Annotated in this window: 19 protein-coding genes; 7 read left to right on the top strand and 12 right to left on the bottom strand. The window is 58.0% G+C overall.

Annotated features, from left to right (window positions below):
* Positions 1 to 11: 11 nt before the first annotated feature.
* The 4 genes from pheA to mtnA all read right to left on the bottom strand — a co-directional run bounded on the left by pheA (position 12) and on the right by mtnA (position 6,503).
* Complete coding sequence (gene pheA / locus WG29040_RS07105; protein ID WP_003447098.1) at positions 12 to 1,106, bottom strand: prephenate dehydratase; 1,095 nt, start codon at positions 1,104 to 1,106, stop codon at positions 12 to 14.
* Positions 1,106 to 2,191: a 3-phosphoserine/phosphohydroxythreonine transaminase gene (serC, locus tag WG29040_RS07100; RefSeq protein ID WP_003447088.1), complete on the bottom strand. Its 1,086-nt coding sequence runs from the start codon at positions 2,189 to 2,191 to the stop codon at positions 1,106 to 1,108. Before serC ends, pheA begins: the two co-directional genes overlap by 1 nt.
* A 169-nt stretch (positions 2,192 to 2,360) precedes the next feature.
* Positions 2,361 to 5,024, bottom strand: a complete 2,664-nt coding sequence (gyrA, locus tag WG29040_RS07095) for a DNA gyrase subunit A (protein WP_003447086.1) — start codon at positions 5,022 to 5,024, stop codon at positions 2,361 to 2,363.
* Between the two features lie 402 nt (positions 5,025 to 5,426).
* A complete protein-coding gene (mtnA, locus tag WG29040_RS07090; protein WP_127195905.1) occupies positions 5,427 to 6,503 on the bottom strand; it encodes an S-methyl-5-thioribose-1-phosphate isomerase in 1,077 nt (358 codons plus the stop codon).
* A 108-nt stretch (positions 6,504 to 6,611) separates the two neighbouring features.
* On the opposite strand from mtnA, the gene WG29040_RS07085 reads away from it, so the two are divergent.
* The 4 genes from WG29040_RS07085 to WG29040_RS07070 all read left to right on the top strand — a co-directional run bounded on the left by WG29040_RS07085 (position 6,612) and on the right by WG29040_RS07070 (position 10,164).
* Positions 6,612 to 7,943: a TRZ/ATZ family hydrolase gene (locus WG29040_RS07085; protein ID WP_127195904.1), complete on the top strand. Its 1,332-nt coding sequence runs from the start codon at positions 6,612 to 6,614 to the stop codon at positions 7,941 to 7,943.
* A gap of 64 nt (positions 7,944 to 8,007) precedes the next feature.
* Positions 8,008 to 8,706, top strand: coding sequence for a bifunctional 2-polyprenyl-6-hydroxyphenol methylase/3-demethylubiquinol 3-O-methyltransferase UbiG (ubiG, locus tag WG29040_RS07080; protein WP_003447081.1), 699 nt, complete (start codon positions 8,008 to 8,010; stop codon positions 8,704 to 8,706).
* Positions 8,707 to 8,709: 3 nt separating this feature from the next.
* The gene (gene mupP / locus WG29040_RS07075; RefSeq protein WP_127195903.1) at positions 8,710 to 9,381 is read left to right on the top strand and encodes an N-acetylmuramic acid 6-phosphate phosphatase MupP; all 672 of its coding nucleotides are present in this window, start codon (positions 8,710 to 8,712) and stop codon (positions 9,379 to 9,381) included.
* Positions 9,382 to 9,423: 42 nt separating this feature from the next.
* Positions 9,424 to 10,164, top strand: coding sequence for a YciK family oxidoreductase (locus WG29040_RS07070; protein ID WP_003447076.1), 741 nt, complete (start codon positions 9,424 to 9,426; stop codon positions 10,162 to 10,164).
* Positions 10,165 to 10,250: 86 nt separating this feature from the next.
* On the opposite strand, the gene WG29040_RS07065 is transcribed toward WG29040_RS07070, so the two are convergent.
* From WG29040_RS07065 to WG29040_RS07035, 7 genes are all read right to left on the bottom strand, one after another.
* Positions 10,251 to 11,036, bottom strand: coding sequence for a TenA family transcriptional regulator (locus WG29040_RS07065; RefSeq protein ID WP_010656186.1), 786 nt, complete (start codon positions 11,034 to 11,036; stop codon positions 10,251 to 10,253).
* A 45-nt stretch (positions 11,037 to 11,081) separates the two neighbouring features.
* Positions 11,082 to 13,541 carry an EAL domain-containing protein gene (locus WG29040_RS07060; protein ID WP_127195902.1) on the bottom strand — a complete coding sequence of 820 codons (2,460 nt, stop codon included), beginning with the start codon at positions 13,539 to 13,541 and terminating at the stop codon, positions 11,082 to 11,084.
* A gap of 133 nt (positions 13,542 to 13,674) precedes the next feature.
* Entirely contained in the window at positions 13,675 to 15,492 is a 1,818-nt protein-coding gene (locus WG29040_RS07055; RefSeq protein WP_127195901.1) for an ABC transporter ATP-binding protein, read from the bottom strand.
* Positions 15,485 to 16,120: a DsbA family protein gene (locus WG29040_RS07050; RefSeq protein ID WP_003447069.1), complete on the bottom strand. Its 636-nt coding sequence runs from the start codon at positions 16,118 to 16,120 to the stop codon at positions 15,485 to 15,487. The genes WG29040_RS07055 and WG29040_RS07050 overlap by 8 nt, the downstream gene beginning before the upstream one ends.
* Position 16,121: 1 nt before the next feature.
* Positions 16,122 to 17,060, bottom strand: coding sequence for a rhodanese-related sulfurtransferase (locus WG29040_RS07045; protein WP_003447067.1), 939 nt, complete (start codon positions 17,058 to 17,060; stop codon positions 16,122 to 16,124).
* A gap of 112 nt (positions 17,061 to 17,172) precedes the next feature.
* A complete protein-coding gene (locus tag WG29040_RS07040; protein ID WP_003447065.1) occupies positions 17,173 to 17,469 on the bottom strand; it encodes a BolA family transcriptional regulator in 297 nt (98 codons plus the stop codon).
* Between the two features lie 11 nt (positions 17,470 to 17,480).
* Complete coding sequence (locus WG29040_RS07035; RefSeq protein WP_003447063.1) at positions 17,481 to 17,996, bottom strand: DUF2059 domain-containing protein; 516 nt, start codon at positions 17,994 to 17,996, stop codon at positions 17,481 to 17,483.
* 194 nt (positions 17,997 to 18,190) lie between these two features.
* On the opposite strand from WG29040_RS07035, the gene WG29040_RS07030 reads away from it, so the two are divergent.
* Positions 18,191 to 19,582: a class II fumarate hydratase gene (locus tag WG29040_RS07030; RefSeq protein ID WP_003447061.1), complete on the top strand. Its 1,392-nt coding sequence runs from the start codon at positions 18,191 to 18,193 to the stop codon at positions 19,580 to 19,582.
* A 96-nt stretch (positions 19,583 to 19,678) separates the two neighbouring features.
* Here the strand turns inward: WG29040_RS07030 and pap are convergent, their stop codons facing one another.
* Entirely contained in the window at positions 19,679 to 21,193 is a 1,515-nt protein-coding gene (gene pap / locus WG29040_RS07025; RefSeq protein WP_003447059.1) for a polyphosphate:AMP phosphotransferase, read from the bottom strand.
* A gap of 139 nt (positions 21,194 to 21,332) precedes the next feature.
* On the opposite strand from pap, the gene mnmC reads away from it, so the two are divergent.
* Complete coding sequence (mnmC, locus tag WG29040_RS07020; protein WP_127195900.1) at positions 21,333 to 23,309, top strand: bifunctional tRNA (5-methylaminomethyl-2-thiouridine)(34)-methyltransferase MnmD/FAD-dependent 5-carboxymethylaminomethyl-2-thiouridine(34) oxidoreductase MnmC; 1,977 nt, start codon at positions 21,333 to 21,335, stop codon at positions 23,307 to 23,309.
* Positions 23,310 to 23,588: 279 nt separating this feature from the next.
* Positions 23,589 to 24,371, top strand: coding sequence for a response regulator transcription factor (locus WG29040_RS07015; RefSeq protein WP_127195899.1), 783 nt, complete (start codon positions 23,589 to 23,591; stop codon positions 24,369 to 24,371).
* The last annotated feature ends 266 nt before the right edge of the window (positions 24,372 to 24,637 follow it).

Below are 24,637 nucleotides of genomic sequence, written 5' to 3'. Positions count from 1 at the left end.
GTATGACCGCCTCAGAGAACCGCTTTCGGGTAGGAACCCAGCACTTTAAGCGCCACTGCTTCTTGACTGATTTGCTCCAGAACACTTTTGACCAAAGGGTCACGGTGATGGCCAGCAAAATCGATGAAGAATACATAGGTCCATTTACCGCTACGCGAAGGACGCGTCTCGATACGTGTCAGATCGATCCCGTTCTCATGGAACGGCACCAGCAATTCATGCAGGGCGCCCGGACGGTTGCTCATTGATACGATAATCGATGTTTTATCATCGCCGGTCGGCGGCACTTCCTGACTGCCGATCATCAAGAATCGCGTCGAGTTGTCAGGGCGATCCTCAATTTTTTCCGCCAGTCGGGTCAAACCATAGAGGCCTGCAGCCATATCGCCGGCTATCGCTGCCGAATTCCACTCACCCTTGACCCGCTTGGCCGCCTCGGCATTGCTCGACACAGCAACCCGCTCGACGTTCGGATAATGCGCATCCAGCCACTTACGGCACTGGGCCAGCGACTGGGCATGGGAGTAAATACGGCTGATGCTGTCGGTCTTGGTGTTTTCACCGACCAGCAGGTGATGGTGGATCCGCAGCTCAACTTCGCCACAGATAACCATGTCGTGCTCGAGAAAACTGTCCAGCGTGTGGTTCACAGCACCTTCAGTGGAGTTCTCCACCGGCACCACGCCAAAGTTGACGGCGCCTGCCGCCACTTCACGAAACACCTCGTCGATCGCCGCCATCGGCTTGCTGATGACCGCGTGCCCGAAGTGCTTCATTGCTGCAGCCTGGGTGAAGGTACCTTCCGGCCCGAGGTAAGCCACTTTCAGTGGCTGCTCCAGCGCCAGGCACGAAGACATGATTTCGCGAAACAGACGCGCCATCTCTTCGTTACCCAACGGACCTTTGTTGCGCTCCATTACCCGCTTGAGCACCTGAGCCTCACGCTCGGGCCGATAAAATACCGGCACTTCGCCTTCAGCCAGGCTTGCCATTTTTACCCGCGCCACTTCCTGGGCGCAGCGGGCACGCTCGCTGATCAGCTCCAGAACCTTTTCGTCCAGGCTGTCGATGCGCACGCGCAGCGCCTTAAGCTCTTGCTCGGACATTAGCCGTGTTCCTTCTCAAACTCTGCCATGTAAGCCACCAGCGCGTTAACCGCAGTAATGTCCACAGCGTTATAAATCGAAGCCCGCATGCCACCCACCGAGCGATGCCCTTTGAGGTTCAACAACCCGCGCGCTTCAGCACCCACCAGGAACGGCTTGTCGAGACGATCGTCAGCCAGACGGAACGGCACGTTCATCCACGAGCGGTCGGTCTTGTTGATCGGGTTGCTGTACAGGCCGCTGGCGTCAATGAAGTCATACAGAGTGCGTTTTTTGACTTCGTTAAGCTTGCCGATGGCCTCTACACCACCCTGCTCTTTGAGCCACTCGAACACCAGGCCGGACAGATACCAGGCCAGCGTCGGAGGCGTGTTGTACATCGAGCCGTTGTCTGCCGCGACCTTGTAGTCGAGCATCGTCGGGCAGATCGAGCGCGCCCGGCCCAGCAGGTCTTCACGAATGATGTTGACCACAATACCGCTCGGACCGATGTTTTTCTGGGCGCCGGCGTAGATCATGCCGAAGCGGGAAATATCGACCGGACGCGACAAAATGTCAGAAGACATGTCGGCAACCAACGGCACATCGCCCGTTTGCGGAATCCAGTCGAATTCCAGGCCGCCAATGGTTTCATTGGGCGCGTAATGAACGTAGGCCGCGTCTTTCGACAGGTTCCATTCATTCTGACCGGGAATCGCGAAGTAATCGTAAGGCTTGGCGCTGGCAGCCACATTGATGTGGCCAAAGCGCGAACCTTCCTCAATGGCTTTTTGCGACCAGATACCGGTATCGATGTAATCCGCCTTGCCATTTTCCGGCAGCAGATTCAGCGGGATCTGGGCAAATTGCTGGCTTGCGCCACCCTGCAGAAACAGGACTTTGTAGTTCGAGGGAATAGACAGCAGGTCACGCAGATCCTGCTCAGCCTTGGTCGCAATGGACACGAACTCATCGCTGCGATGGCTCATTTCCATGACCGAGAGGCCCTTGCCATGCCAGTCGAGCAACTCGGACTGGGCACGCAACAGGACAGCTTCAGGCAGCGCAGCAGGACCTGCGCAGAAGTTATAGGCTCGTTTGCTCACATCCACTCTCACTCTGATTTGGTGGGTCACGCAATAAATCAATTATCGACACATTGTTCAATGTGAGGGCTTGCAGGCGACTGCGGTGCAACAGTCACTCATCGCGAGCAATATCGCCTCCACACATACAACAAGGGGGCGAATCTTCATCCGCCCCCTGTGTACCCGCTTATTCCTGCGGCTCTTCTTCGTCAGCGCCAGCCTCTAGCGGCTGCTCGTCGTCGACGCCATCGTGGATGACCTCGTCATCGAGCTCAACACCACCATCGACCTCACCTTCAAGCTCTTCACCTTCGACTTCCGACGGCTCCTGAACCCGCTCCAGCCCGACCAGCGTTTCATCGCTGGCCAGCTTGATCAAGGTGACGCCCTGGGTATTGCGACCCAGGCTCGACACTTCATCGACACGGGTACGCACCAGGGTGCCCTGATCGGAGATCAGCATGATCTCTTCGCCATCAAGCACCTGAACGGCACCGACCAGACGGCCGTTACGGTCGTTGCTGACCATGGCGATAACGCCCTGACCGCCACGCTTGTACTCAGGGAACTCGCTGATCGCAGTCCGCTTGCCATAACCACGCGCCGAAGCGGTGAGGATCTGGCTGCCTTCTTCAGGAATCAGCATCGAAATCAGCTTCTGACCTTCTGGCAGACGCATGCCGCGAACACCGCGGGCCGTACGACCCATGGCACGCACGTCGGACTCTTTAAAGCGAGTCACCTTGCCGCCATCGGAGAACAGCATGACTTCGCGCTCACCATCGGTAATCGCGGCACTGATCAGTACGTCACCTTCGTCCAGCTCCAGCGCAATCAAGCCCACGCTGCGTTGACGGCTGAAGGATTCGAGCGGGGTCTTCTTCACGGTACCGTTAGCGGTTGCCATAAAGATGAAGTGCCCCTCGGTGTAATCCTCCACCGGCAGCATGGTGGTGATGTATTCACCCTCACCCAACGGCAGCAGGTTAACCAGCGGACGACCACGCGCAGCACGGGATGCTTCAGGGATTTCGTAGGTTTTGAGCCAGTACACCTTGCCTTTGCTGGAGAACAGCAAGAGCGTGGTGTGACTGTTGGCAACCAGCAGGTGAGCGATGTAGTCCTCATCCTTGACGCCAGTAGCCGATTTACCTTTACCGCCGCGACGCTGAGCCTGGTACGCAGCCAATGGCTGGGTCTTGGCGTAGCCACCGTGGGAAATGGTCACCACACGCTCTTCTTCCGGGATCATGTCACCGAGGGTCAGGTCGAGACGGTGATCCAGAATTTCGGTACGACGAACGTCGCCGTATTCCGCACGAATGACTTCCAGCTCCTCGCGGATCACTTCCATCAAGCGCACGGCGCTATTGAGGATACGGATCAGCTCACCGATCTGGTTGAGGATTTCCTGGTACTCGGCCAGCAGCTTCTCGTGCTCAAGACCGGTCAGACGGTGCAAGCGCAGCTCAAGAATGGCTTGCGCCTGTTCTGGCGACAGGAAGTACTTGCCTTCACGCAGGCCGTATTGCGGATCCAGGTTGTCAGGGCGGCACGAATCCGCACCGGCACGCTCGACCATCGCCACTACCGCACTGGACTCCCAAGGCGTGCTGATCAGCGCTTCCTTGGCTTCAGACGGAGTTGGCGAAGCCTTGATCAATGCAATGACCGGGTCGATGTTGGACAGGGCAACCGCCTGACCTTCAAGGATGTGGCCACGCTCACGGGCTTTGCGCAGTTCGAAAACAGTACGACGGGTAACCACTTCACGACGGTGACGAACGAAGGCTTCCAGCAGATCCTTGAGGTTGAGGATCCGCGGGCGACCGTCGATCAGCGCAACGATGTTGATACCGAACACCGCTTGCAACTGGGTCTGGGCATACAGGTTATTGAGAATAACCTCCGGCACTTCACCACGACGCAGTTCGATTACAACACGCATACCGTCTTTGTCGGACTCGTCACGCAGTTCGGTGATGCCTTCGAGCTTCTTCTCTTTAACCAACTCGGCGATCTTCTCGATCAAGCGCGCCTTGTTCAACTGGTACGGGAGCTCGGTGATCACGATCTGCTGACGGCCACCGACCTTGTCGATGTCTTCAATCATCGAGCGGGCACGCATGTAAATGCGGCCACGACCGGTGCGATAGGCTTCGATGATGCCGGCGCGACCGTTGATGATTGCTGCGGTCGGGAAGTCCGGGCCCGGAATGAACTGCATCAGTTCATCGATGCTCAGTTCCGGGTTGTCGATCAGCGCCAGGCAACCGTCGATCACTTCACCGAGGTTGTGCGGCGGGATATTGGTGGCCATGCCCACAGCGATACCGCTGGAGCCGTTGACCAACAAGTTGGGAATACGGGTCGGCATGACGGCCGGGATCATTTCCGTGCCGTCGTAGTTCGGCACCCAGTCCACGGTCTCTTTGTGCAAGTCAGCCAGCAGTTCGTGGGCCAACTTGGTCATGCGCACTTCGGTGTATCGCATGGCCGCAGCGTTGTCGCCGTCGACCGAACCGAAGTTGCCCTGACCGTCTACCAGCAGGTAGCGCAGAGAGAATGGCTGAGCCATTCGAACGATGGTGTCGTAAACCGCGGTATCACCATGCGGGTGATACTTACCGATTACGTCACCGACCACACGGGCAGATTTCTTGTACGGTTTGTTCCAGTCGTTGTTCAGTTCGCTCATCGCAAACAACACACGCCGGTGCACGGGCTTCAAGCCATCGCGTGCATCAGGCAGTGCCCGCCCGACAATTACGCTCATCGCGTAGTCGAGATAGGACTGTTTCAGCTCGTCTTCGATATTGACCGGGAGGATTTCTTTGGCCAGTTCGCCCATGAGAAGCCTGATTCCTTTTTCGGGTGAAACTTCGCCACATCCATTCGGGACGAACGAAGCTCGCCGCTGCTGACCAAGTGCCATGCAGCGACTTACGACAAATCAACGAGTTATGCCACGGATTTGCGCAGTAAGGGCAACCCTTGCGGACTACCCTGGAAACCGCCGAATGTTATCACAAACGCCGCTACGCACCTATCCCCCAGATGCGCATGGAGCGTAGTAATTGGACAGGTTGTGGGCCTGAGCGTGCCCAGAGAGGCTCTGGAAGCGATTCAAGGGGTAAGCGGAGCAGATTCTGCAGCTGCAAACGCAGGCTGCAATCAGGTACGCAGGACCTTCAACAACAGCACGGCCTTGCAACCCGGCGTAACCTTCGCCAACCCCTGCAGGTGCAATTTATCAATGCAATCGCTTGCGACACATCAGTTGCGCCATTTTTGCCGTATCCGGACGCTCGACGATGCCCTTCTCGGTAACAATCACATCAATCAGATCGGCCGGTGTCACATCAAATACCGGATTGAATGTCTGCACAGGCGCACCGACACAGTGGCCGCCCACCTCCAGCAACTCACTGGCGTCACGCTCCTCGATAGGGATGTCGTCACCACTGGCCAGCTCCATATCGATGGTTGAACTTGGCGCCACCACCATAAAGCGCACACCGTGATGCATGGCATTTACCGCCAGCTGGTAAGTGCCAATCTTGTTTGCCACATCGCCATTGGCCGTGATCCGGTCAGCGCCGACTATCACCCAGGTCACGCCCTTGGTTTTCATGATGTGTGCCGCAGCCGAGTCAGCATTGAGCACCACCGGGATGCCCTCATTCGCCAACTCCCAGGCAGTCAGTCGCGAGCCCTGCAACCAGGGCCGGGTTTCGTCGGCGTAGACCTGCTCGATCATGCCTTCCAGCCAGGCAGCCCGAATCACGCCCAGCGCGGTACCGAAACCGCCCGTGGCCAGGGCACCGGTGTTGCAATGGGTCAGTACGGTCTGAGCGTTGCCCTGGTGACGGCGAATCACATCGACGCCCAACTGCGCCATGGTCAGATTGGCCTCGCGATCACTTTCATGAATCGCCACAGCCTCGGCCTCAAGTATGTTCAGAACATCGGCCCTGGCTTTGGCACGATTCAAACGATCACGCATGCGATTGAGTGCCCAGGACAAATTCACTGCGGTGGGCCGGGCGTCCGCCAGCAGCGCGAAGTCCTCTTCCAGCGCCCCGACCCAATCGCCACCCGCAGCCTTGCGTACACGCGCCGCAAGCACTACGCCATACGCAGCTGCGATGCCGATCGCCGGTGCACCACGCACCACCATGGCGCGAATAGCCTGGGCCACTGCTTCGGCACTGGTATGGGCCAGCCAGCTCTCATCAAAAGGCAAACTGCGCTGATCCAGCAGGTACAGGGCCTCACCCCGCCAATCGATGGCCTTTACCTTTTCTGCCGCCAACAGTCGATCGCGCATGCCTACCCCTATCACACAGATACAAAGCCGCCGATTATAGCGAGCCCACCTTTAAGACGCTCGGGTATACTTCGCCTCCTTTTAATATCGCACTGGAAGCCGTTTTCGATGCCCACCCTGCCCCTGTCCCTCGACCTGTTGCTGCTGCCCACCTGGCTGGTGCCCGTAGAGCCTGCCGGGGTGGTACTCAAGGACCACGGAGTGGGCATCGCGGACGGGCGCATCGTGTTCATCGGCCCGCGCCTCGAAGCCTTGAAACATACCGCCCGCGAAACCCGTGAGCTGCCTGACATGTTGCTCACCCCCGGCCTGGTCAATGCCCACGGCCACGCGGCCATGACCCTGTTCCGCGGCATGGCCGATGACCTGCCATTGATGACGTGGCTGGAACAGCATATCTGGCCCGCCGAGGCCAAATGGGTGGATGAAGACTTCGTGCGCGACGGCACCGATCTGGCCATTGCCGAGCAACTCAAGGGCGGCATCAGCTGTTTCAGCGATATGTACTTTTATCCCCGGACCGCCTGCGAGCGCGTGCATAAGAGTGGCATTCGTGCCCAAATCGCCATTCCGGTTCTCGACTTTCCGATTCCCGGCGCAAGCTCGGCCGATGAAGCATTGCGCCAGGCCGTCGAGCTGTTTGGCGACCTGAAGCACCATCCGCGGATCAAAATCGCCTTCGGACCGCACGCCCCCTATACCGTGGGCGACGAGAACCTGGAAAAAGTCCGGGTAATGGCCGATGAACTGGACGCTGCAATCCAGATGCACGTCCACGAAACCGCTTTCGAAGTACAACAGGCCGTCGAGCAACATGCCGAACGCCCGATAGCCCGCCTGGCCCGACTGGGCTTGCTGGGGCCACGCTTTCAAGCCGTGCACATGACCCAGATCAGCGATGCCGACCTGGCAATGCTGGTAGAAAGCAACGCCAGCGTGATTCATTGCCCCGAATCCAACCTAAAACTGGCCAGCGGCTTCTGCCCGGTCGAGCGTTTGTGGCTGGCAGGGGTCAATGTCGCGGTTGGCACCGACGGTGCTGCCAGCAATAATGATCTAGACCTGCTGGGCGAAACCCGCACCGCCGCACTGCTGGCCAAAGCCGTGGCAGGCTCGGCCACCGCACTGGACGCCCATCGCGCCTTGCGCATGGCAACGCTCAACGGAGCCCGGGCACTGGGCCTGGATAATGACATCGGTTCGATCGAGCCCGGCAAAGCTGCCGACCTGGTAGCTTTCGATCTGAGCGGGCTGGCCCAGCAACCGGTTTACGACCCTGTCTCGCAACTGATCTACGCCACTGGCCGCGACTGTGCAAAACACCTGTGGGTCGGGGGCAAACACTTGCTCGATGATGGCAAACTGACCCGAATGGACGAGCAACAGCTCTGCGCAACTGCCAAGGCCTGGGGCCAGCGCATCAGCAGCCAACCCCATTGATTCAAGACCTTCAGGCCTGTGCCTGAAGTAATACCAGGATTTTTCAGCTTTAGAGGATTTACCCATGAGCAACGTCGACCACGCCGAGATCGCTAAATTCGAAGCGCTTGCCCATCGCTGGTGGGATCGTGAAAGCGAGTTCAAACCCCTGCACGACATCAACCCGCTGCGCCTGAACTGGATTGACGAACGCGTGCAGCTGGCCGGGAAAAAAGTGCTCGACGTCGGCTGCGGCGGCGGCATTCTCAGTGAGTCCATGGCCCAGCGCGGCGCAACCGTAACCGGCATAGACATGGGCGAAGCCCCGCTGGCAGTGGCACAACTGCATCAGCTTGAATCGGGCGTGAATGTTGAATACCGCCAGATCACGGCTGAAGAGCTGGCCAACGAAATGCCCGGGCAGTTCGACGTCGTTACCTGCCTTGAAATGCTCGAGCACGTGCCGGACCCGGCATCCGTAATCCGCGCCTGCTACCGCATGGTCAAGCCGGGTGGCCAAGTGTTCTTCTCCACCATCAACCGCAACCCGAAAGCCTATCTGTTCGCAATTATCGGCGCTGAATACATCATGAAGCTGATCCCGCGCGGGACCCACGACTTCAAGAAATTCATCCGCCCTTCCGAACTGGGTGCCTGGAGCCGCCAGGCCGGCCTGAGCGTCAAGGACATCACCGGCCTGACCTACAACCCGCTGACCAAGCACTACAAGCTGGGCGCCGATGTCGACGTCAACTACATGATCCAGACCCTTCGCGAGGAGTGACCCATGCGTTTAAGAGCAGTTCTTTTTGACATGGACGGCACCCTGCTCGATACCGCGCCGGACTTTATCGCCATCTGCCAGGCCATGCGCGCCGATCGCGGGCTAGCGCCCATTGACGACAAGCTGATTCGCGACGAGATCTCCGGCGGGGCTCGGGCCATGGTCGCAGTGACCTTCAGCATGGACCCTGAAGCACCGGGGTTCGAGGAACTGCGCCTTGAATTCCTCGAGCGCTATCAACAGGACTGTGCGGTACACACCAAGCTGTTCGATGGCATGGAACAACTGCTGGCCGACATTGAGCAGGCCCACCTGGTCTGGGGCGTCGTGACCAACAAGCCCGTGCGCTTTGCCCAACCAATCATGGAGCGGCTGGGCCTGGCGGAACGCTCTGCGGTACTGATCTGCCCGGACCACGTGAGCCGCAGCAAACCCGACCCCGAGCCAATGATTCTCGCCTGCAAGATGCTCAACCTTGACCCGGCCAGCATTTTGTTTGTCGGCGATGACCTTCGCGACATCGAATCCGGCCGCGATGCCGGTACCAAGACCGCCGCCGTACGCTTTGGCTACATTCACCCCGACGACAACCCCGACCACTGGGGCGCCGACGTGGTGGTCGACCACCCGAGCGAATTGCGCAAAGTACTGGATAACGCGATGTGCAGTTGCTGACAGCGGGCGCAGAACGATCTTTGATTTCTGTTGAGGTTTTTTATGTTTGATTATTCCGCTCGCCCCGACCTGCTTCAGGGCCGGGTGATTCTGGTTACCGGTGCCGGCCGCGGCATCGGCGCTGCAGCAGCCAAAACCTATGCCGCGCACGGGGCTACCGTGCTGCTGCTGGGTAAAACCGAGTCCAATCTGAGCCAGGTGTACGACGAAATAGAAGCTGCTGGCCACCCGCAACCCGCAGTCATTCCTTTCAATCTCGAAACCGCCCAGCCCCATCAATACGATGAGCTGGCCGCCATGATCGAAAACGAGTTCGGCCACCTTGACGGCTTGCTGCACAACGCCTCGATCATTGGACCGCGCACGCCCCTGGAACAACTCTCGGGCGAAAACTTCATGCGGGTTATGCAGGTAAACGTAAACGCCATGTTTATGCTCACCAGCACCCTGCTGCCACTGCTCAAATTGTCCCAGGACGCATCGGTTATTTTCACCTCCAGCAGCGTAGGCCGCAAAGGCCGCGCCTATTGGGGGGCTTATGGGGTTTCGAAATTTGCCACCGAAGGCTTGATGCAAACCCTGGCCGACGAAGTCGATGGCGTGGCAGCCGTACGCTCCAACAGCATCAACCCGGGCGCGACCCGCACCAGCATGCGGGCCCTGGCATACCCGGGTGAGAACCCGCTGAACAACCCGGAACCACAAGCCATCATGCCGGTTTACCTGTACCTGATGGGGCCGGACAGCACCGGCGTAAACGGCCAGGCATTCGACGCGCAATAACGAATCGGCCAACAAAAAAACCGCAGCTGGCGAATGAATGCCAGCTGCGGTTTTTTTATAGACCCGGGCAAGTCAATCCCCCGGGATCAGCCCTCAACCAATTCCGGACGCTTGCGCACCACCGGCTTTTTTTCATACTGCAGACAGCTTTGCAAAAACAGATACTTGTAGTCATAGCTCTTGCAAACGGCTTTACGCAGCTCGGCTTGCAACGCTTCACTGGGATTCATCCCCGCCAGGGTACAAATAATCTCCAGCGCTTCCCAAGGGTGCTCATCATCGTACTGAGCGTGCATCTTCAGCCATTTCATGGCGCGCTTGCGCCCTTCTGCCGGCAGCGACTCCTCATAAACGTTTTGTGAACACACCACGGCAGCCCACTCGCCCACGGCGCCTTCAATGGCATAGTTGGTCGCGGCCATGGATACCGCCAGCGAATCCGCAGTGCAGGTATGCCAGCACCAGTCGTTCAGCGCCTGAAACTCGAACGGTATGTCCTGGGCATTCATGTCAGCAAGGCTGACGCCATGGGCATTGGCCCAGTTGACCCAGTAATCGGCGTGGTTCAGTTCGACCCGAATGTTGCGAATCAGCCAACGGCGGGCCATGTCTTCCCCGGGATGACGCCCATAACGGGTTTTCCCCAGGTTATGCCCCATGTACAACGAAAACTGTTCTACCACCGGCCATCCGCCAATGAGGTACAACCGCATGATTGTCGGGCTCAGCGTGTTATCACGCATGCGTGCATAAACCTCATGCTCGACGACACGGCGCTTGCTCTCGCTACAGTCGCGGATCAGCTTTTGAGCCCACTTGGGATAGCTGGTCGCTTCCATAAGAGGCCCGGTACGTACAAATGCATCCATCACAATCAAGTTCCTTCTCAGAGGTGATTTACAAAATCGGACACCTCATCAACGCAAAGTGCCCGGCAACTTCAAAGCCAGGGCTTTGGGGCGTACAGGTCGAGTCCACAAGCTGTCACAGGTAAACAATTGTGGGCGCTCAACTATATATCCCTGAGCATAGTCGACCCCGATCTCAATCAATGCCTGTTCAATCTGAGGACTTTCAACAAACTCGGCAATTGTCCGCTTACCCATAACGTGCCCTATATGATTGATCACCTCAACCATTGCCCGATTAATGGGGTCATCCAGCATATCCCTGACGAAACTGCCGTCTATTTTCAAATAGTCCACAGGCAAATGTTTCAAGTAGGCGAACGAAGACATCCCGGCGCAAAAGTCATCCAGGGAAAAGTGACAGCCCAGCCCTTTAAGTTCATTTATGAAGCGGATGGCACTGCCCAAGTTGGCAATTGCACTGGTTTCGGTAATTTCAAAACAGATCAGCTCGGGTGCCACGCCATAACATTCAAATTGCTCGAGCAAAAAAGCCAGGAACTCATCATCGCCTATGGTCGACCCCGAGAGGTTAATGGCACACATCGCCATTGAATGTTCTGCCCGCGGCGCCGAGCACCGAGAAATAATCTTGAATACGTTTTCCACAACCCAACGGTCAATCGAAGCCATCAGACCATAACGCTCGGCAGCCGGAATAAAACTGTCAGGCAAGATCAGGCCGCCACTGCCATCGCTCAGGCGCAACAGGATTTCAATGTGCCCGCCGCCTTCCGGGGCCCGCCCCAATGGAGCGATCTCTTGCGCATAAAGGCAAAACAGGTTTTCTTCCAGCGCCACGTGCAAGCGCTGTACCCATGCCATTTCACCAAAGCGCAGTGACAACTCTGAATCATCCGCATGGTAGACCTGAACCCGGTTACGCCCCTTTTCCTTGGCCATGTAGCAAGCCATGTCCGCCGCACGCATTGAGGCTTCCAGGGTCACCGGGGCTTGCTGGATATGCACCAGACCGATACTGATGGTGTTCAGGAACGGGCGTCCCTTCCACGCGAAGTGCAGCCTTTGTACGGTCTGGCGCAAACCCTCGGCAATTTTTTCAGCGGCATCGGCCGGGCAATTTTCCAGCAGGATACCGAACTCATCTCCCCCAAGACGCGCCAGCGTATCGCCCTCACGCAAACCCGAATGCAGCAATGCACAAATATGCCGCAACAACTCGTCACCCGCAGCGTGGCCACAGGTGTCGTTGACCAGCTTGAACTGGTCCAGATCAAGAAACATCAATGCGTGCCGGCCTTGCTGTCGCGCCAGATTCTGCAACACCAGCTCCAGCCGATATTCAAACTCGCGACGATTGGCCAGGCCGGTGAGTGCATCGTGGGTCGCCTGCCAGGACAAGTTGGCAATGTATTGGCGCTCACGGGTCATGTCATGCAGCACCAGCACCGCACCGCTCACCTTGCCGGCATGCAGGATTGGCGCCCCCACCAGTGCCACGGAAACCGTACTGCCGTCCGTGCGCTGAATCAGTTTTGAATGTTCACTGGTATTACCCAACTGGCCGCCGAGAATGCGGTCTATCAGTTTGAAACCATCATCAAGGACATTTTCGTCGAGCAACTTGAACAATGCGGCCAAGGGTACGCCTTGCGCCTGCCCGGACTTCCAGAGCGTCAACTGTTCCGCGGCCGGATTCATATAAGTGATGGAACCGCTTACATCCGTACTTATTACCCCGTCACCAATAGATTCAAGGGTGATTTGCGCCCGCTCTTTTTCAACCTGCAGGGCTTCGGCAAACTCCCGGCTCTGGCTCAACACTTTGTGGGTGCGCAGTAAAGCCAAAAGAATCAGCCCCAGCGCCGTCGCGAAATTGATGATGACCAACAATTTCAGAATAAATCGCGAGCCCTCACCCAGTGCATCACTAAAGGCTTTGGCCGGCGGGGCGACACTTTCATTGATCCGCGAGATAGCGGACTGCCAGCCTGCTAGGTCAGCGGCGCTGGCTTGATTGGCATTGAGACTGCGGTGAATTTCCTGCGCCAGATCATCCAGTTTTATCAGGTATTGATCACCCACACTCCACTTCTCAATGGCTGTGCGCATATAGCTGAAATCATGGAAATAACGATAAAACCAGATAATGCTCGAGACATCCTCAGGGCTATTACCCCCTTGCAGAATGCCCTCGCGCGCCTCGGCAAGGTCTGGAGGTGACTGATCCAGTGCCATGCGCAGCCGGTGTCCGCCCTGGGGCACCTTGATCGCTTGCAGGTACTTCTCGAAAACCGCCGGATCGCGGTTGTCGGCATACAGATGGAGGTAGTAAATGGCGTCTTTCTGTCCTTTGGACCACAGACTTTCGCCTGCGACATAGCCTCGCACCGCTGAGAGCATATAAAGACTGAGACAACCCAATAGCGCCTGAAACAGCACGACCGCAATAAAGGGCCAGACGATTCCCAAAAGGCGTGGGGTACCGAGGGGACGCTTGTGCTTCATGAGTTCCCTTTATCACAGGCTGGCAGAAGAAAACCGGAGAAAATCCCTCAAGCAAGTTGAGCCTAGGCTAGTTTATGACCCGTATGAGGATCACTGGCGCCAGCCACACTTGAAAAGTCCGGAGCCCTCGCCGTCAGCTCTGCTGCAATTGCCCGTACAGCCTGGCGTAGAGCCCTCCCTCTGCAAGTAGCTGCTGGTGATCGCCATCTTGCGCAATACGTCCGCCATCAAACACAAGCACGCGGTCTGCCTGTTTTACCGCAGATAAACGGTGGGCAATGATTAAAGTCGTGCGCCCACTCAAAAATTTTTCCAAAGCGTGATGCAGGTTGTATTCGGTGGCGGCATCCAGTGCGCTGGTAGCCTCATCGAGGATCACTACCCTGGGTTCGGCCAGCACCATTCGCGCAATCGCCAGACGTTGACGCTGACCTCCGGACAACCGCACCCCGGAGCGCCCGACTATGCTGTCCAGCCCCTGGGGCAGCTGGCGTACGATGCCGTCCATCTGGGCGATTTCCAGAGCACGCCAGCACGCCTCATCCGTACGCTCGCGGCCCATGGTCAGGTTGGCCCGCACGCTGTCGTTGAACAGCGCCGGGTGCTGCAGCACCACGGCCACATGTTCACGGATGGTTTCCAGGCCGATCTCGGCCTGACTCGCACCGGCGAAATGGATACTGCCCGACTGCGGCGTGTAGAGCCCCAGCAGCAATTGCACCAAAGTGCTTTTACCGCCGCCGCTGGTGCCCACAATGGCCACCTTCTCACCCGCGGCGATGGTCAGGTTCAATCGGGCGAGAATCTTCTCGTCGCCGTAGCTGAAACTCAGGTCGCGCACTTCAATATCAACGGTCTGACGCCCTGAAAACGGATCAACGCCACCGCGGTACTGCGGCTCGTCGCGCCGCGCAAGCAACTGGTTGATCCGGGTCATGGCACCGCTTGCGGCGTAGAAAGCGTACTGCAAGTTGAGCAGCTGCTCGACAGGCCCGATCATGAACCACAGGTAGCTGAACACCGCGAGCATCTGGCCGATGGACAGATCCGAAAACAGCACCGTCAGCATTGCCGCGGCACGGAAAATATCGATGCCGAACTGGAACAACAGGCCACTGGCCCGGTTCGAGGCATCACTTTTCCATTGGGATGACGTGGCAAAATCGCGCACTTCCCGGGCCCGATTCCCCAAGCGACCGAGGAAATAGCCCTGACGATTGCCGGCACGGACTTCCTGAATGGCATCCAGGGTTTCAGTGAGCGCCTGGGTAAAACGCGCAGTGCTGTCGTTCTCCAGCTTTTTGAGGTGTTTGACGCGTTTGCCCAACTGCACGGTGGCGTAAATCACCAACGGGTTGAACAGCAAAATCAAGAGGGCCAGCTGCCAGTGCATCCACAACAAAATCGCTGACGTGCCGACCAGGGTCAGCATCGCAATCAGAAACCGGCTCAAGGTTTCGCCGACGAACTTGTCGAGGGTGTCCAGGTCGGTGACCAGATGCGTGGTCACCGTACCGCTGCCCAGACTTTCATACTCGGCCAGCGAGATGCGCTTCAGACGCTCGATCAGGCGCAACCGGATGCGAAACACTATGTCTTTGGACAGACGGGAAAACAGCCGGGCCTGCAACACGTTAAACAGCAAGGCACCGCAGCGCAGCAGCAGCGTCACGAAAAGCATCAGGCCTATGTAACCCGGCGCACTTTGCCAGGCGGCTGGCAGCCAGTGGTTCATGACTTTGAGCGCTGCATCACCGTTGCCCAGCAGCACTTCATCAACCAGCAACGGCAACAACAATGGAATCGGCACGCTGCACAGCGTGGTCAGGACCGCCACGCCATTGGCGAGCCACAGGGCTTTTTTATGGCGCAGGGCCAGACCACGGATTTCCTTCCAGCTCAGGCGATCTGTGGTCTCGGGCGCCGGCGTTGCCGGGCCGGAATCAAGCACGCTTGGCGCGTTCAAGCCAACGGCCCAGCAGGTCGGAGACAGGCTCCAGAGCCTGATAACCATTGGTCAGCAATGCCAGCTGACCGTCACGTTCAGCAAGCAGGGTGGGGAATCCGGCGATCCCCAGATCCTGGACCCAGGTAAAGTCGGCAGCGGTCGCTGTGTGCTGCTCGGCGCTGTCGAACGCGGCAGCGAACTCGATACGCGGCAACCCCGCCGTCTGCGCCAGTTCAGCCAGCACACTGGCCTGGGTCACATCACGACCTTGCACATAAAAAGCCTGCTGAATGAGTTTCAGCAACCGCCACGCGCAATCGGGCGCCAGACTGCGCGCCGCCACAATGGCCCGGCATGCAGGCTCACAGTCGTAGACAAAACCATCGGGCAAGGCACCTTCGATCGTGAACGGCTGCCCGGTGGCATCGGTCACCGCCTGCCAGTGCTCAAGGATATAGCGTCGAGTTGCAGGCTCCAGGGCCGCGCCGCTGCCGGTGCGTAAGCCTCCGACCACCAGGTGCAAATCCACCCCCGCAGCCTGCGCCTGCTCAACCAGAGCCTCAACGATGGGGGCAAAACCCCAGCACCACGAACACATCGGGTCCATCACATAGAGCAGGCGCGCGGACATATCAGGCCTCGGCCGGTTTACGGTAGTTGTGGCCAATCGGATGCGGCTGATTGCGGGCCTTGGCCAGGTCAATCTGTTTTTGCCGGTCGATGGCGCTGCGGCGGGTTTTTTCGCTCAGTTTGTCCCAGCAATGCGGGCAGCTGATACCCGGCTGATAATGCTCGGATTCACGGTCAGCGATGCTGATCGGCGTGCGGCAGGCATGACACTGATCGTATTCACCTTCACTCAGGTCGTGACGCACGGTGACCCGGTTATCAAACACGAAGCAGTCGCCCTGCCACTTGGTTTCTTCCAGCGGCACCTCTTCGAGGTACTTCAAAATCCCGCCCTTGAGGTGATAAACCTCGTCGAAGCCCTGGCTGAGCATGTAGCTCGAAGCCTTTTCACAACGAATGCCGCCGGTGCAGAACATCGCGACTTTCTTGTGTTTGGCCGGGTCGAAATTGGCTTTGATGTAGTCAGGAAATTCGCGAAAACTGGTGGTTTTCGGGTCGATCGCGCCTTCAAATGTACCAATCGATACTTCGTAATCATTCCGGGTGTCGATCAGCAACACCTCCGGATCGCTGATCAGCGCGTTCCAGTTCTCGGGGTCGACATAGGTTCCGACTTTTTTGTTCGGGTCTACGCCTTCAACACCGAGGGTGACGATTTCTTTCTTGAGCTTGACCTTGGTCCGGTAGAACGGCTGGTCATCGCAGTAGGATTCTTTGTGGTCAATATCCACCATGCGCGGATCGGACCTGAGCCAGGCCATCAGCCCGTCAATGCCTTCACGACTACCGGAAACAGTACCGTTGATACCTTCTTCGGCAATCAGCAAAGTGCCCTTGACCCCGTTGTCGACCATGGCCTTGAGCAAAGGCTCACGCAGCTCGACGTAATCTTCCAGGGTGACGAATTTGTACAGTGCAGCTACCACAATCGGCGCAGTCATCGCATATATCTCCAGGTGGCTACCCTCGCAAAGGGTGAACCGGATGCAAAAAAAACGCGCCGACTGAGCGGCGCGTTGCGGATTCTAGCAAAAAGCAGGCTTAACAAGCCACTTAGTGCCCACCGCCGGCACAGGTCGGCGAGGCCGGGGCTGTACCGATTTTCGCCCATTCATCAGGCGTATAGGTATGCAAAGCCAGCGCATGGAACTCGCCCATCAGGTCACCCAGGGTGGCGTAGACCTTTTGGTGACGCTTGACACTGTTGAGCCCGGAAAACTGCTCGCTGACCACCACCGCCTTGAAGTGGGTCTGCAACCCACGACTGTGCATATGGCTTTCATCCAGCACGTTCAGGTGCTCGGGCTGCAAGGCGCCCAGCGCCGCTTCGATACGATGTTGCATGCTCATTCAGGCTCCGCTTACTTCTTCTTGGCCGGGGCCGCTTTTGGCTCCAGCTGGACAGTCATGTCTTCCAGCAGTTTGTTGACCACAGGCACCGCGCTTTCCAGCTTGGCCTGAGTCATTTGTGCCGATTGCTGAGTCAGCTGCGGCATTTTTTCCAGTACTTTCTTGCCCAGGGGCGATTGATAGAAAGCAACCAGATCCTTGAGTTCGGATTCGCTGAAGTTGGTGGTGTAAAGCTTGACCATGTCAGGCTTCAGTTTGTCCCAGCCAATAGCCTGGTCCAGAGCGGTGTTGGCTTTGGCCTGGTAGGTTTCCAGCAGGGCTTTCTTGGAAGCCGGTGCCTTGGTCTGCTCAAAACGTTGAGCGAACATTTGCTGCACTTGCATGTACACCGGGGTACCCAGCTTGTCGGCATGTGCCAGCTTGAGGAATGTTTCAGCAGTGGCAGCGTGACTGGCGGTATCGGCGAAAACCTGGCCACTGGCGCAAACCAGAGCTACCGCAGTACAGATGGCGCGAAGACGGGTCATCGAGTTTCCTTTTCTAGCAAGCGAGGACGAACCCCAAGGGCGCCCATTCTGCGCCTAAAAAACTCCGGCACTCAACCCCGGGCCTGATCAGAGGTATTCAACAATCAGATCAAAGCCTCTAAAACCAAAGTTTGAACCTATGGGGCAATTCACCGCCTAAGCTCACTGATCAACCCCTATGGAGAGAGAACCCGATGAGCCGTATCGAAACCGACAGCCTGGGTGAAGTGAACGTTCCGGATGAGGCCTACTGGGGTGCTCAGACCCAGCGCTCGCTGATCAACTTTGCCATCGGCAACGAGAGAATGCCGCTGGCCGTGCTGCATGCATTGGTGTTGATCAAAAAGGCAGCGGCGCGGGTAAATGATCGCAATGGCGACTTGCCTGCCGACATCGCCCGCCTGATCGAGCAGGCCGCCGACGAAGTGCTGGACGGCGAATACGACGATCAATTCCCTCTGGTGGTGTGGCAAACCGGCAGCGGCACGCAAAGCAACATGAACGCCAACGAAGTGATTGCCGGCCGGGCCAACGAACTGGCGGGCACAGGCCGGGGCGGCAAGTCTCCGGTTCACCCGAACGACCATGTCAATCGCTCACAAAGTTCGAACGACTGCTTCCCGACCGCGATGCATATTGCCGTAGCCAAAGCAGTCCACGAGCATCTGTTACCGGCCATCAATGAGTTGTCCGGCGGCCTGGCCGAATTGTCGGCACGGCATATGAAACTGGTGAAAACCGGCCGCACCCACATGATGGATGCCACCCCGATCACGTTCGGCCAGGAAGTATCGGCCTACATCGCGCAACTCGATTACGCCCAGGGCGCCATTCTCGCTGCATTGCCAGCCGTGTACGAACTGGCCCAGGGCGGTACGGCTGTGGGCACCGGGCTCAACGCGCCCCACGGCTTTGGTGAAGCCATTGCCGCAGAACTGGCCGCCTTGTCCGGCTTGCCGTTTGTAACTGCGCCCAATAAATTTGCCGCGCTGGCCGGGCATGAGCCTCTGACCAACCTGTCCGGCGCACTTAAAACCCTGGCCGTGACCTTGATGAAACTGGCCAACGACTTCCGCTTGCTGGGCTCGGGGCCGCGGGCAGGCATAGCCGAAATCAAACTGCCGGCCAATGAACCTGGCAGCTCGATCATGCCGGGCAAGGTCAATCCGACCCAGTGCGAGGCACTGTCGATGCTGGCATGCCAAGTCATGGGCAATGATGTAACCATCGGCTTTGCCGCCAGCCAGGGCCACCTGCAATTGAACGTGTACAAGCCGGTGATCATTCACAACCTGCTGCAATCCATCCAGTTACTGGCGGACGGCTGCAGCAACTTCCAGAAACATTGCGTCACCGGCCTTGAAGCCGATGCCGGCAAAATGGCTGAACACCTGGAGCGCGGCCTGATGCTGGTGACAGCCCTGAACCCGCATATCGGTTATGACAAGTCTGCCGAAATTGCGAAAAAGGCCTACGCAGAAAACCTGACCCTGCGCGAAGCCGCCCTGGATCTGGGCTACCTTACCGATGCCGAGTTCGATCAATGGGTACGGCCGGAAAACATGCTGGGTTCCGGCAAGCACTGAGCCGGCGGGGCTCGCCCTGCCCTGTAGTTGATTGACGAGGGTGCATTGCTTGCTCAATGCACCCGGCGCCGAAAACCATCACGGGCAAGCCCGCGCCTATTTTTTATGCTTCTTGTTGCGCTTGTCCTGCTTGTCAAAAGCGGCTTCAAGCGCATCATTGATGGTGCGCAGCACCTTGACCCGCGCCCAGCGCTTGTCGTTGGCCTCCACCAGGGTCCAGGGCGCAATCTCGGTGCTGGTACGATCGACCATGTCACACACGGCATTGCGATACAGGTCCCATTTTTCGCGGTTGCGCCAATCCTCTTCGGTAATTTTGAAGCGCTTGAACGGGATCTCTTCGCGGGCCTCAAAACGTTCCAGCTGGGTTTGCTTATCGATGGCCAGCCAGAACTTGACCACGATCACCCCGGCAGCGTGCAGTTGCTCTTCAAAATCGTTGATTTCGCCGTACGCACGCATCCAGTCCGCCTGGGTACAAAAGCCTTCAACCCGCTCCACCAGTACCCGCCCATACCATGAACGGTCAAAAACCGTGAACTTGCTGCGCGCCGGAATCTGGCGCCAGAACCGCCAGAGGTAAGGTTGCGCCCGCTCGTCCTCGGAGGGGGCTGCAATCGGCACGATATTGTACTGGCGCGGGTCCAGTGCCGCCGCCACCCGCCGGATCGAGCCGCCCTTGCCCGCCGCATCATTGCCCTCAAACACCGTAATCAATGCATGGCGGCGCATGCGCTTGTCGCGCATCAACCCCGACAGACGTGCCTGCTCGGTAATCAGCTGCTCCTGGTAATCATCTTTATCAAGCCGGCGGGTCAGGTCCAGGCAGTCCAGCAGGCTCAGCCCGTCAATGAGCTCGGGCAGCGGGGGAATATTGCTGGTCCGCACTCTGGACTTGGGCGCATTGAGTACCGCTTGCATGCCCTCCAGCAGGATTTTGCCGACGGTCAGACTGCGGTAATTGGGATCGACGCCCTCTACGATGTTCCACGGTGCATAGTCACGGCTGGTACGGCGAATGACCCGCTCGCCATAGCGCACGAACTTGTCATAGGTTTGCGACTGCTGCCAGTCTAGCGGACTGATGCGCCAGCTGTGCAGCGGGTCGTCCTTGAGGGCACTCAAGCGGGCTTTCATCTGCTTCTTGGACAGGTGAAACCAGAACTTGAAGATCAATGCGCCTTCATCGGCGAGCATTTTCTCCAGGCGCTCGGCGCCATTGATTGCCTGGTCGAGGACTGCATTCTTGAACACGCCATGGACCCTGCCCTGGAGCATCTGGCTGTACCAGTTGCCAAAGAACACCCCCATGCGCCCCTTGGCCGGCAATTGTCGCCAGTAACGCCATGCCGGCGGGTGTGCCAGCTCTTCGTCGCTCTGACGGTCAAAGGTCCGCACCTCGATCAGTCGCGGGTCCATCCACTCGTTCAGCAGTTTGACCGTCTCGCCCTTGCCTGCACCTTCAATGCCATTGATCAATACGATGACTGCGCAGTTTTTCAGCTGCTGCAATTCGTACTGGGCCTCCAGCAAGGCCTCACGCAAGGCGGGAACTTCCTGATCGTAGGTTTCTTTATCGATAAAGTGACCGATTTCAGCGGATTCGAACATGGAAAGCTCCCTGGACAAGTGTCACAAGACTAGCGGATTGCTCATGCCTGCGCCGGAACAAACCGCATAACCTTGTCATGGGTCAGTGCCGCTGTTGCTGATCAGCTAGAATGGCCGCCTTGCCGTTGCCGAGCCGCACATGACTACTGAAATGCCCAATGCCCAGATTGACTGGGATGACCAAGGCCGCCCCCATTCACGGGTGTTTGATGACGTGTATTTTTCGGACAAGTCCGGTCTCGAAGAAACCCGTTATGTCTTTATTGAACAGAACGCCTTGCAGCAGCGTTTCTCTGCCCTGCCCGCCAATGAGCAACTGGTTATCGGCGAAACCGGCTTCGGCACGGGCCTGAATTTTCTGTGTGCCTGGCAGTTGTTTGATCAGGTCGCACACGCTGATGCACGCCTGCACTTTATTAGCGTCGAAAAATACCCCCTGACCCGTGAGGATTTGCAGCGAGCCCTCGCCCTGTGGCCAGAGCTCGCCACCTACAGCGAACAATTGCTGGCCGCCTATTATGCGATTCACCCCGGGTTCCAGACCCTGACCCTGGCCAATGGCCGGGTCACCCTCACGCTGCTGATTGGCGATGTGCTGGAACAACTGCCGCAACTGGATGCGCGCATTGATGCATGGTTTCTCGACGGCTTTGCGCCGGCAAAAAATCCGCAGATGTGGACCCCGGAGCTGTTCGCGCAACTGGCTCGCCTGGCAGCACCAGACTCGACCATCAGTACCTTCACCAGCACCGGCTGGGTCCGCCGGGCGTTGAACGAAGCTGGATTCAAGATGCGTCGAACACCCGGCATCGGCCATAAATGGGAGATCCTGCGGGGAACCTTCGCCGGTTTGCCTGAGCATCCGTTGCCGAGCAGCGGCATCAAACCCTGGTACGCCCGCCCGCCCCGGGTCGGCGGTGAACGTAAAGCGCTGGTGATTGGCGGTGGTCTGTCGGGGTGCGCCACTGCCAACAGCCTGGCCCGCCGTGGATGGCAGGTGTGTTTGCTGGAGCGCCACGAGCGACTGGCCAAAGAGGCATCTGGCAATCCGCAGGGGGTGCTCTATCTCAAGCTTTCAGCCCACGGAACGACCCTGTCACAAATGATTGTCAGTGGTTTCGGTTACACCCGTCGCTTGCTGGAAAACCTGCAGCGCGGACGCGACTGGGATGACTGTGGCGTGCTGCAACTGGGCTTCAGTGCCAAGGAAGCCGAGCGTCAGGCGCAACTGGCTGCAGCCTTCCCCCCGGCACTGGTGCATTTGCTCGGCCAGCCCCAGGCACAGGCACTGGCCGGGATTGAACTGGCCCACGGCGGTCTGTTCTACCCCGAAGGTGGCTGGGTCCACCCTCCCGCGCTGTGCCGGTTCCAGGCCCTGCACCCCAATGTCCAGGTGCTGACCCACCATGACGTATTGCAACTGCACAGAGTCGAGGGCCAGTGGCAGGCCTGCCAGGATGACAAGGTGCTGGCCTGCGCACCGGTGGTGGTGCTGGCCGGTGCAGCAGAGGTCAAGCGTTTCCCCGCCAGCAGCGCACTGCCGCTCAAACGGATACGCGGGCAAATCACCCAACTCGCCCAAACCCCTGCCAGCAGCGTGCTCAAGACCGTGGTCTGCGCCGAGGGTTATGTGGCCCCTGGCCGGCTCGGCGAACATACCCTGGGGGCCAGTTTCGATTTCCATAACGAAGATTTGACCACTACCCCCGAGGGCCATCAGGGCAATCTGGATCTGCTGGAAGAAATTTCACCCGATCTGGCAACGCGGCTGGGCGAGCAACTGGACCCCCAATCGCTGCAAGGCTGGGCCGCCTTTCGCTGCACCAGCCCGGACTACTTGCCGATCGTGGGCCCACTGGTTGAACCACAGGCATTTGCCCTGGCATATGGCGCATTAAGCAAAGACGCCCGTCAGGTTCCGGATACCCCCTGCCCCTGGCTGGAGGGCCTGTATGTGAATAGCGGCCACGGTTCCCGGGGCCTGATCACAGCACCCTTGTCCGGGGAAATGCTTGCCGCCTGGATCAACCACGAACCCATGCCCGTGCCCCGCAGTATCGCCGAGGCCTGCCACCCGGCCCGCTTCGCGGTGCGGGCATTGGTCAAAAGGCTGTAGCCGGCGGCAATCCGGCAGCGACCTGAATGCTGCTGCCAGGTTTTTTCTTGCGCCGCATACCTAGCTGATCAGCCCGGCCTGAACGTCTGCCAGCCCTGACAAGGCTGGCGCGACGATTTGCCTGCCCAGTGCACAAAAATCGGGTCTGAAATTTTCATTGTTGAGAACTGGCCTGCAACTTCTGGAACATCTGGGCTCTGATCAGCCAGATTCCGTCTGACCAACTGCTCTACAATCCATGTCCGGCAAAACTTTAACTCGCCAAACATGGAGTAGCGTGTGTCTTATTTTTCGCCTCAAAAAAAAATACTTGTAGTCGACGACGACCTCTTCATTGTTGATGAGCTCTGCGAGTTTCTGGAAGGCAGTGGCTACACCTGTGTGCCCTGTCATTCCAGTCGCCAGGCCATTCAACTGTTCCACGACGACCCCTCGATCAGCCTGGTGCTGTGCGATTTACTGATGCCCGAATACGATGGTGTCGAGCTGGTCCAGGCCTTGAGGCTGGTGGCAGGCAAGACCCGCGCCTTTGAGGCAATCATGCTGACCGGCCATGGCGACAAACAAGACGTAATCCGGGCCTTGCGTGAAGGCTTCTCTGATTACTACCAGAAGCCGGTGGATCTTCACGAGCTGCTGGCAGGCCTCAAGCGTCGGGAGAAAGCCCTTGACGATCGGCAAGCAGGTAACCAGGACCTTGGGCACCTGAGTCAGAAGCTGTATAACCTGATCGATTCGATCAACGACCTGTCCAAGGATATCGGCAAGGCGCAGCAGGCCAGTGCCGCTACAAACCTGATTGCAGACAGGGCTAACTTCTGCGCCGAGGTAGCACCGAACGTCTTCGATCAACTGTCACCGCGCCAGCTGGAAGTTGCAAAACTGGTCAGTACGGGCCAGACAAACTTTCAGATTGCCTGTGAAATGGGTATTACAGAAAACACTGTAAAACTCTATGTATCACAAGTGTTGCGCCTGACTGATATGAGTAACCGGACACAATTGGCGCTGGCCCTTACCCCGGGCAACTCCAGATCCAACCCGCGAGCGCCAGCCTACTGAGCCATGCCAGAGCGAGACAGCGCCCCCTCTAAAAGATAAATCCGGCATTTTTTTGCCCGAACCCCTGTGTTGCCATCAGCATTTCATAGTCGCCCCCTGCCGCTTGAAATGTCCGGTTCGCGCAATGCCTGCCCGGGGTTTTTACTCCAGTGACACTTCATTTGCCTGTGAACAGCCCCGGCTTCAGTGCCCGGCGATCCACGATCAGGCTTCAGTAAAGCCGCCCGGTCTGTCTGTCAGCGCCCATCATCAAACCCTTGATACGG

It is taken from the genome of Pseudomonas sp. PAMC 29040, assembly GCF_003994535.1.
Taxonomy (GTDB): domain Bacteria; phylum Pseudomonadota; class Gammaproteobacteria; order Pseudomonadales; family Pseudomonadaceae; genus Aquipseudomonas; species Aquipseudomonas paraversuta.
The sequence above is the reverse complement of the archived record's forward strand: the minus strand, read 5'-3'. Positions and strand labels throughout refer to the sequence as shown.

What these genes read in the sequence shown, in the direction of transcription:
- WG29040_RS07060 (WP_127195902.1), bottom strand. Translation starts at nt 13,541, where the DNA reads ATGAAGCACAAGCGTCCCCTCGGTACCCCACGCCTTTTGGGAATCGTC.
- mnmC (WP_127195900.1), top strand. Translation starts at nt 21,333, where the DNA reads ATGACTACTGAAATGCCCAATGCCCAGATTGACTGGGATGACCAAGGC.
- mupP (WP_127195903.1), top strand. Translation starts at nt 8,710, where the DNA reads ATGCGTTTAAGAGCAGTTCTTTTTGACATGGACGGCACCCTGCTCGAT.
- ubiG (WP_003447081.1), top strand. Translation starts at nt 8,008, where the DNA reads ATGAGCAACGTCGACCACGCCGAGATCGCTAAATTCGAAGCGCTTGCC.
- gyrA (WP_003447086.1), bottom strand. Translation starts at nt 5,024, where the DNA reads ATGGGCGAACTGGCCAAAGAAATCCTCCCGGTCAATATCGAAGACGAG.
- WG29040_RS07035 (WP_003447063.1), bottom strand. Translation starts at nt 17,996, where the DNA reads ATGACCCGTCTTCGCGCCATCTGTACTGCGGTAGCTCTGGTTTGCGCC.
- WG29040_RS07030 (WP_003447061.1), top strand. Translation starts at nt 18,191, where the DNA reads ATGAGCCGTATCGAAACCGACAGCCTGGGTGAAGTGAACGTTCCGGAT.
- WG29040_RS07050 (WP_003447069.1), bottom strand. Translation starts at nt 16,120, where the DNA reads ATGTCCGCGCGCCTGCTCTATGTGATGGACCCGATGTGTTCGTGGTGC.
- mtnA (WP_127195905.1), bottom strand. Translation starts at nt 6,503, where the DNA reads ATGCGCGATCGACTGTTGGCGGCAGAAAAGGTAAAGGCCATCGATTGG.
- WG29040_RS07045 (WP_003447067.1), bottom strand. Translation starts at nt 17,060, where the DNA reads ATGACTGCGCCGATTGTGGTAGCTGCACTGTACAAATTCGTCACCCTG.
- WG29040_RS07070 (WP_003447076.1), top strand. Translation starts at nt 9,424, where the DNA reads ATGTTTGATTATTCCGCTCGCCCCGACCTGCTTCAGGGCCGGGTGATT.
- pheA (WP_003447098.1), bottom strand. Translation starts at nt 1,106, where the DNA reads ATGTCCGAGCAAGAGCTTAAGGCGCTGCGCGTGCGCATCGACAGCCTG.
- WG29040_RS07040 (WP_003447065.1), bottom strand. Translation starts at nt 17,469, where the DNA reads ATGAGCATGCAACATCGTATCGAAGCGGCGCTGGGCGCCTTGCAGCCC.
- WG29040_RS07085 (WP_127195904.1), top strand. Translation starts at nt 6,612, where the DNA reads ATGCCCACCCTGCCCCTGTCCCTCGACCTGTTGCTGCTGCCCACCTGG.
- pap (WP_003447059.1), bottom strand. Translation starts at nt 21,193, where the DNA reads ATGTTCGAATCCGCTGAAATCGGTCACTTTATCGATAAAGAAACCTAC.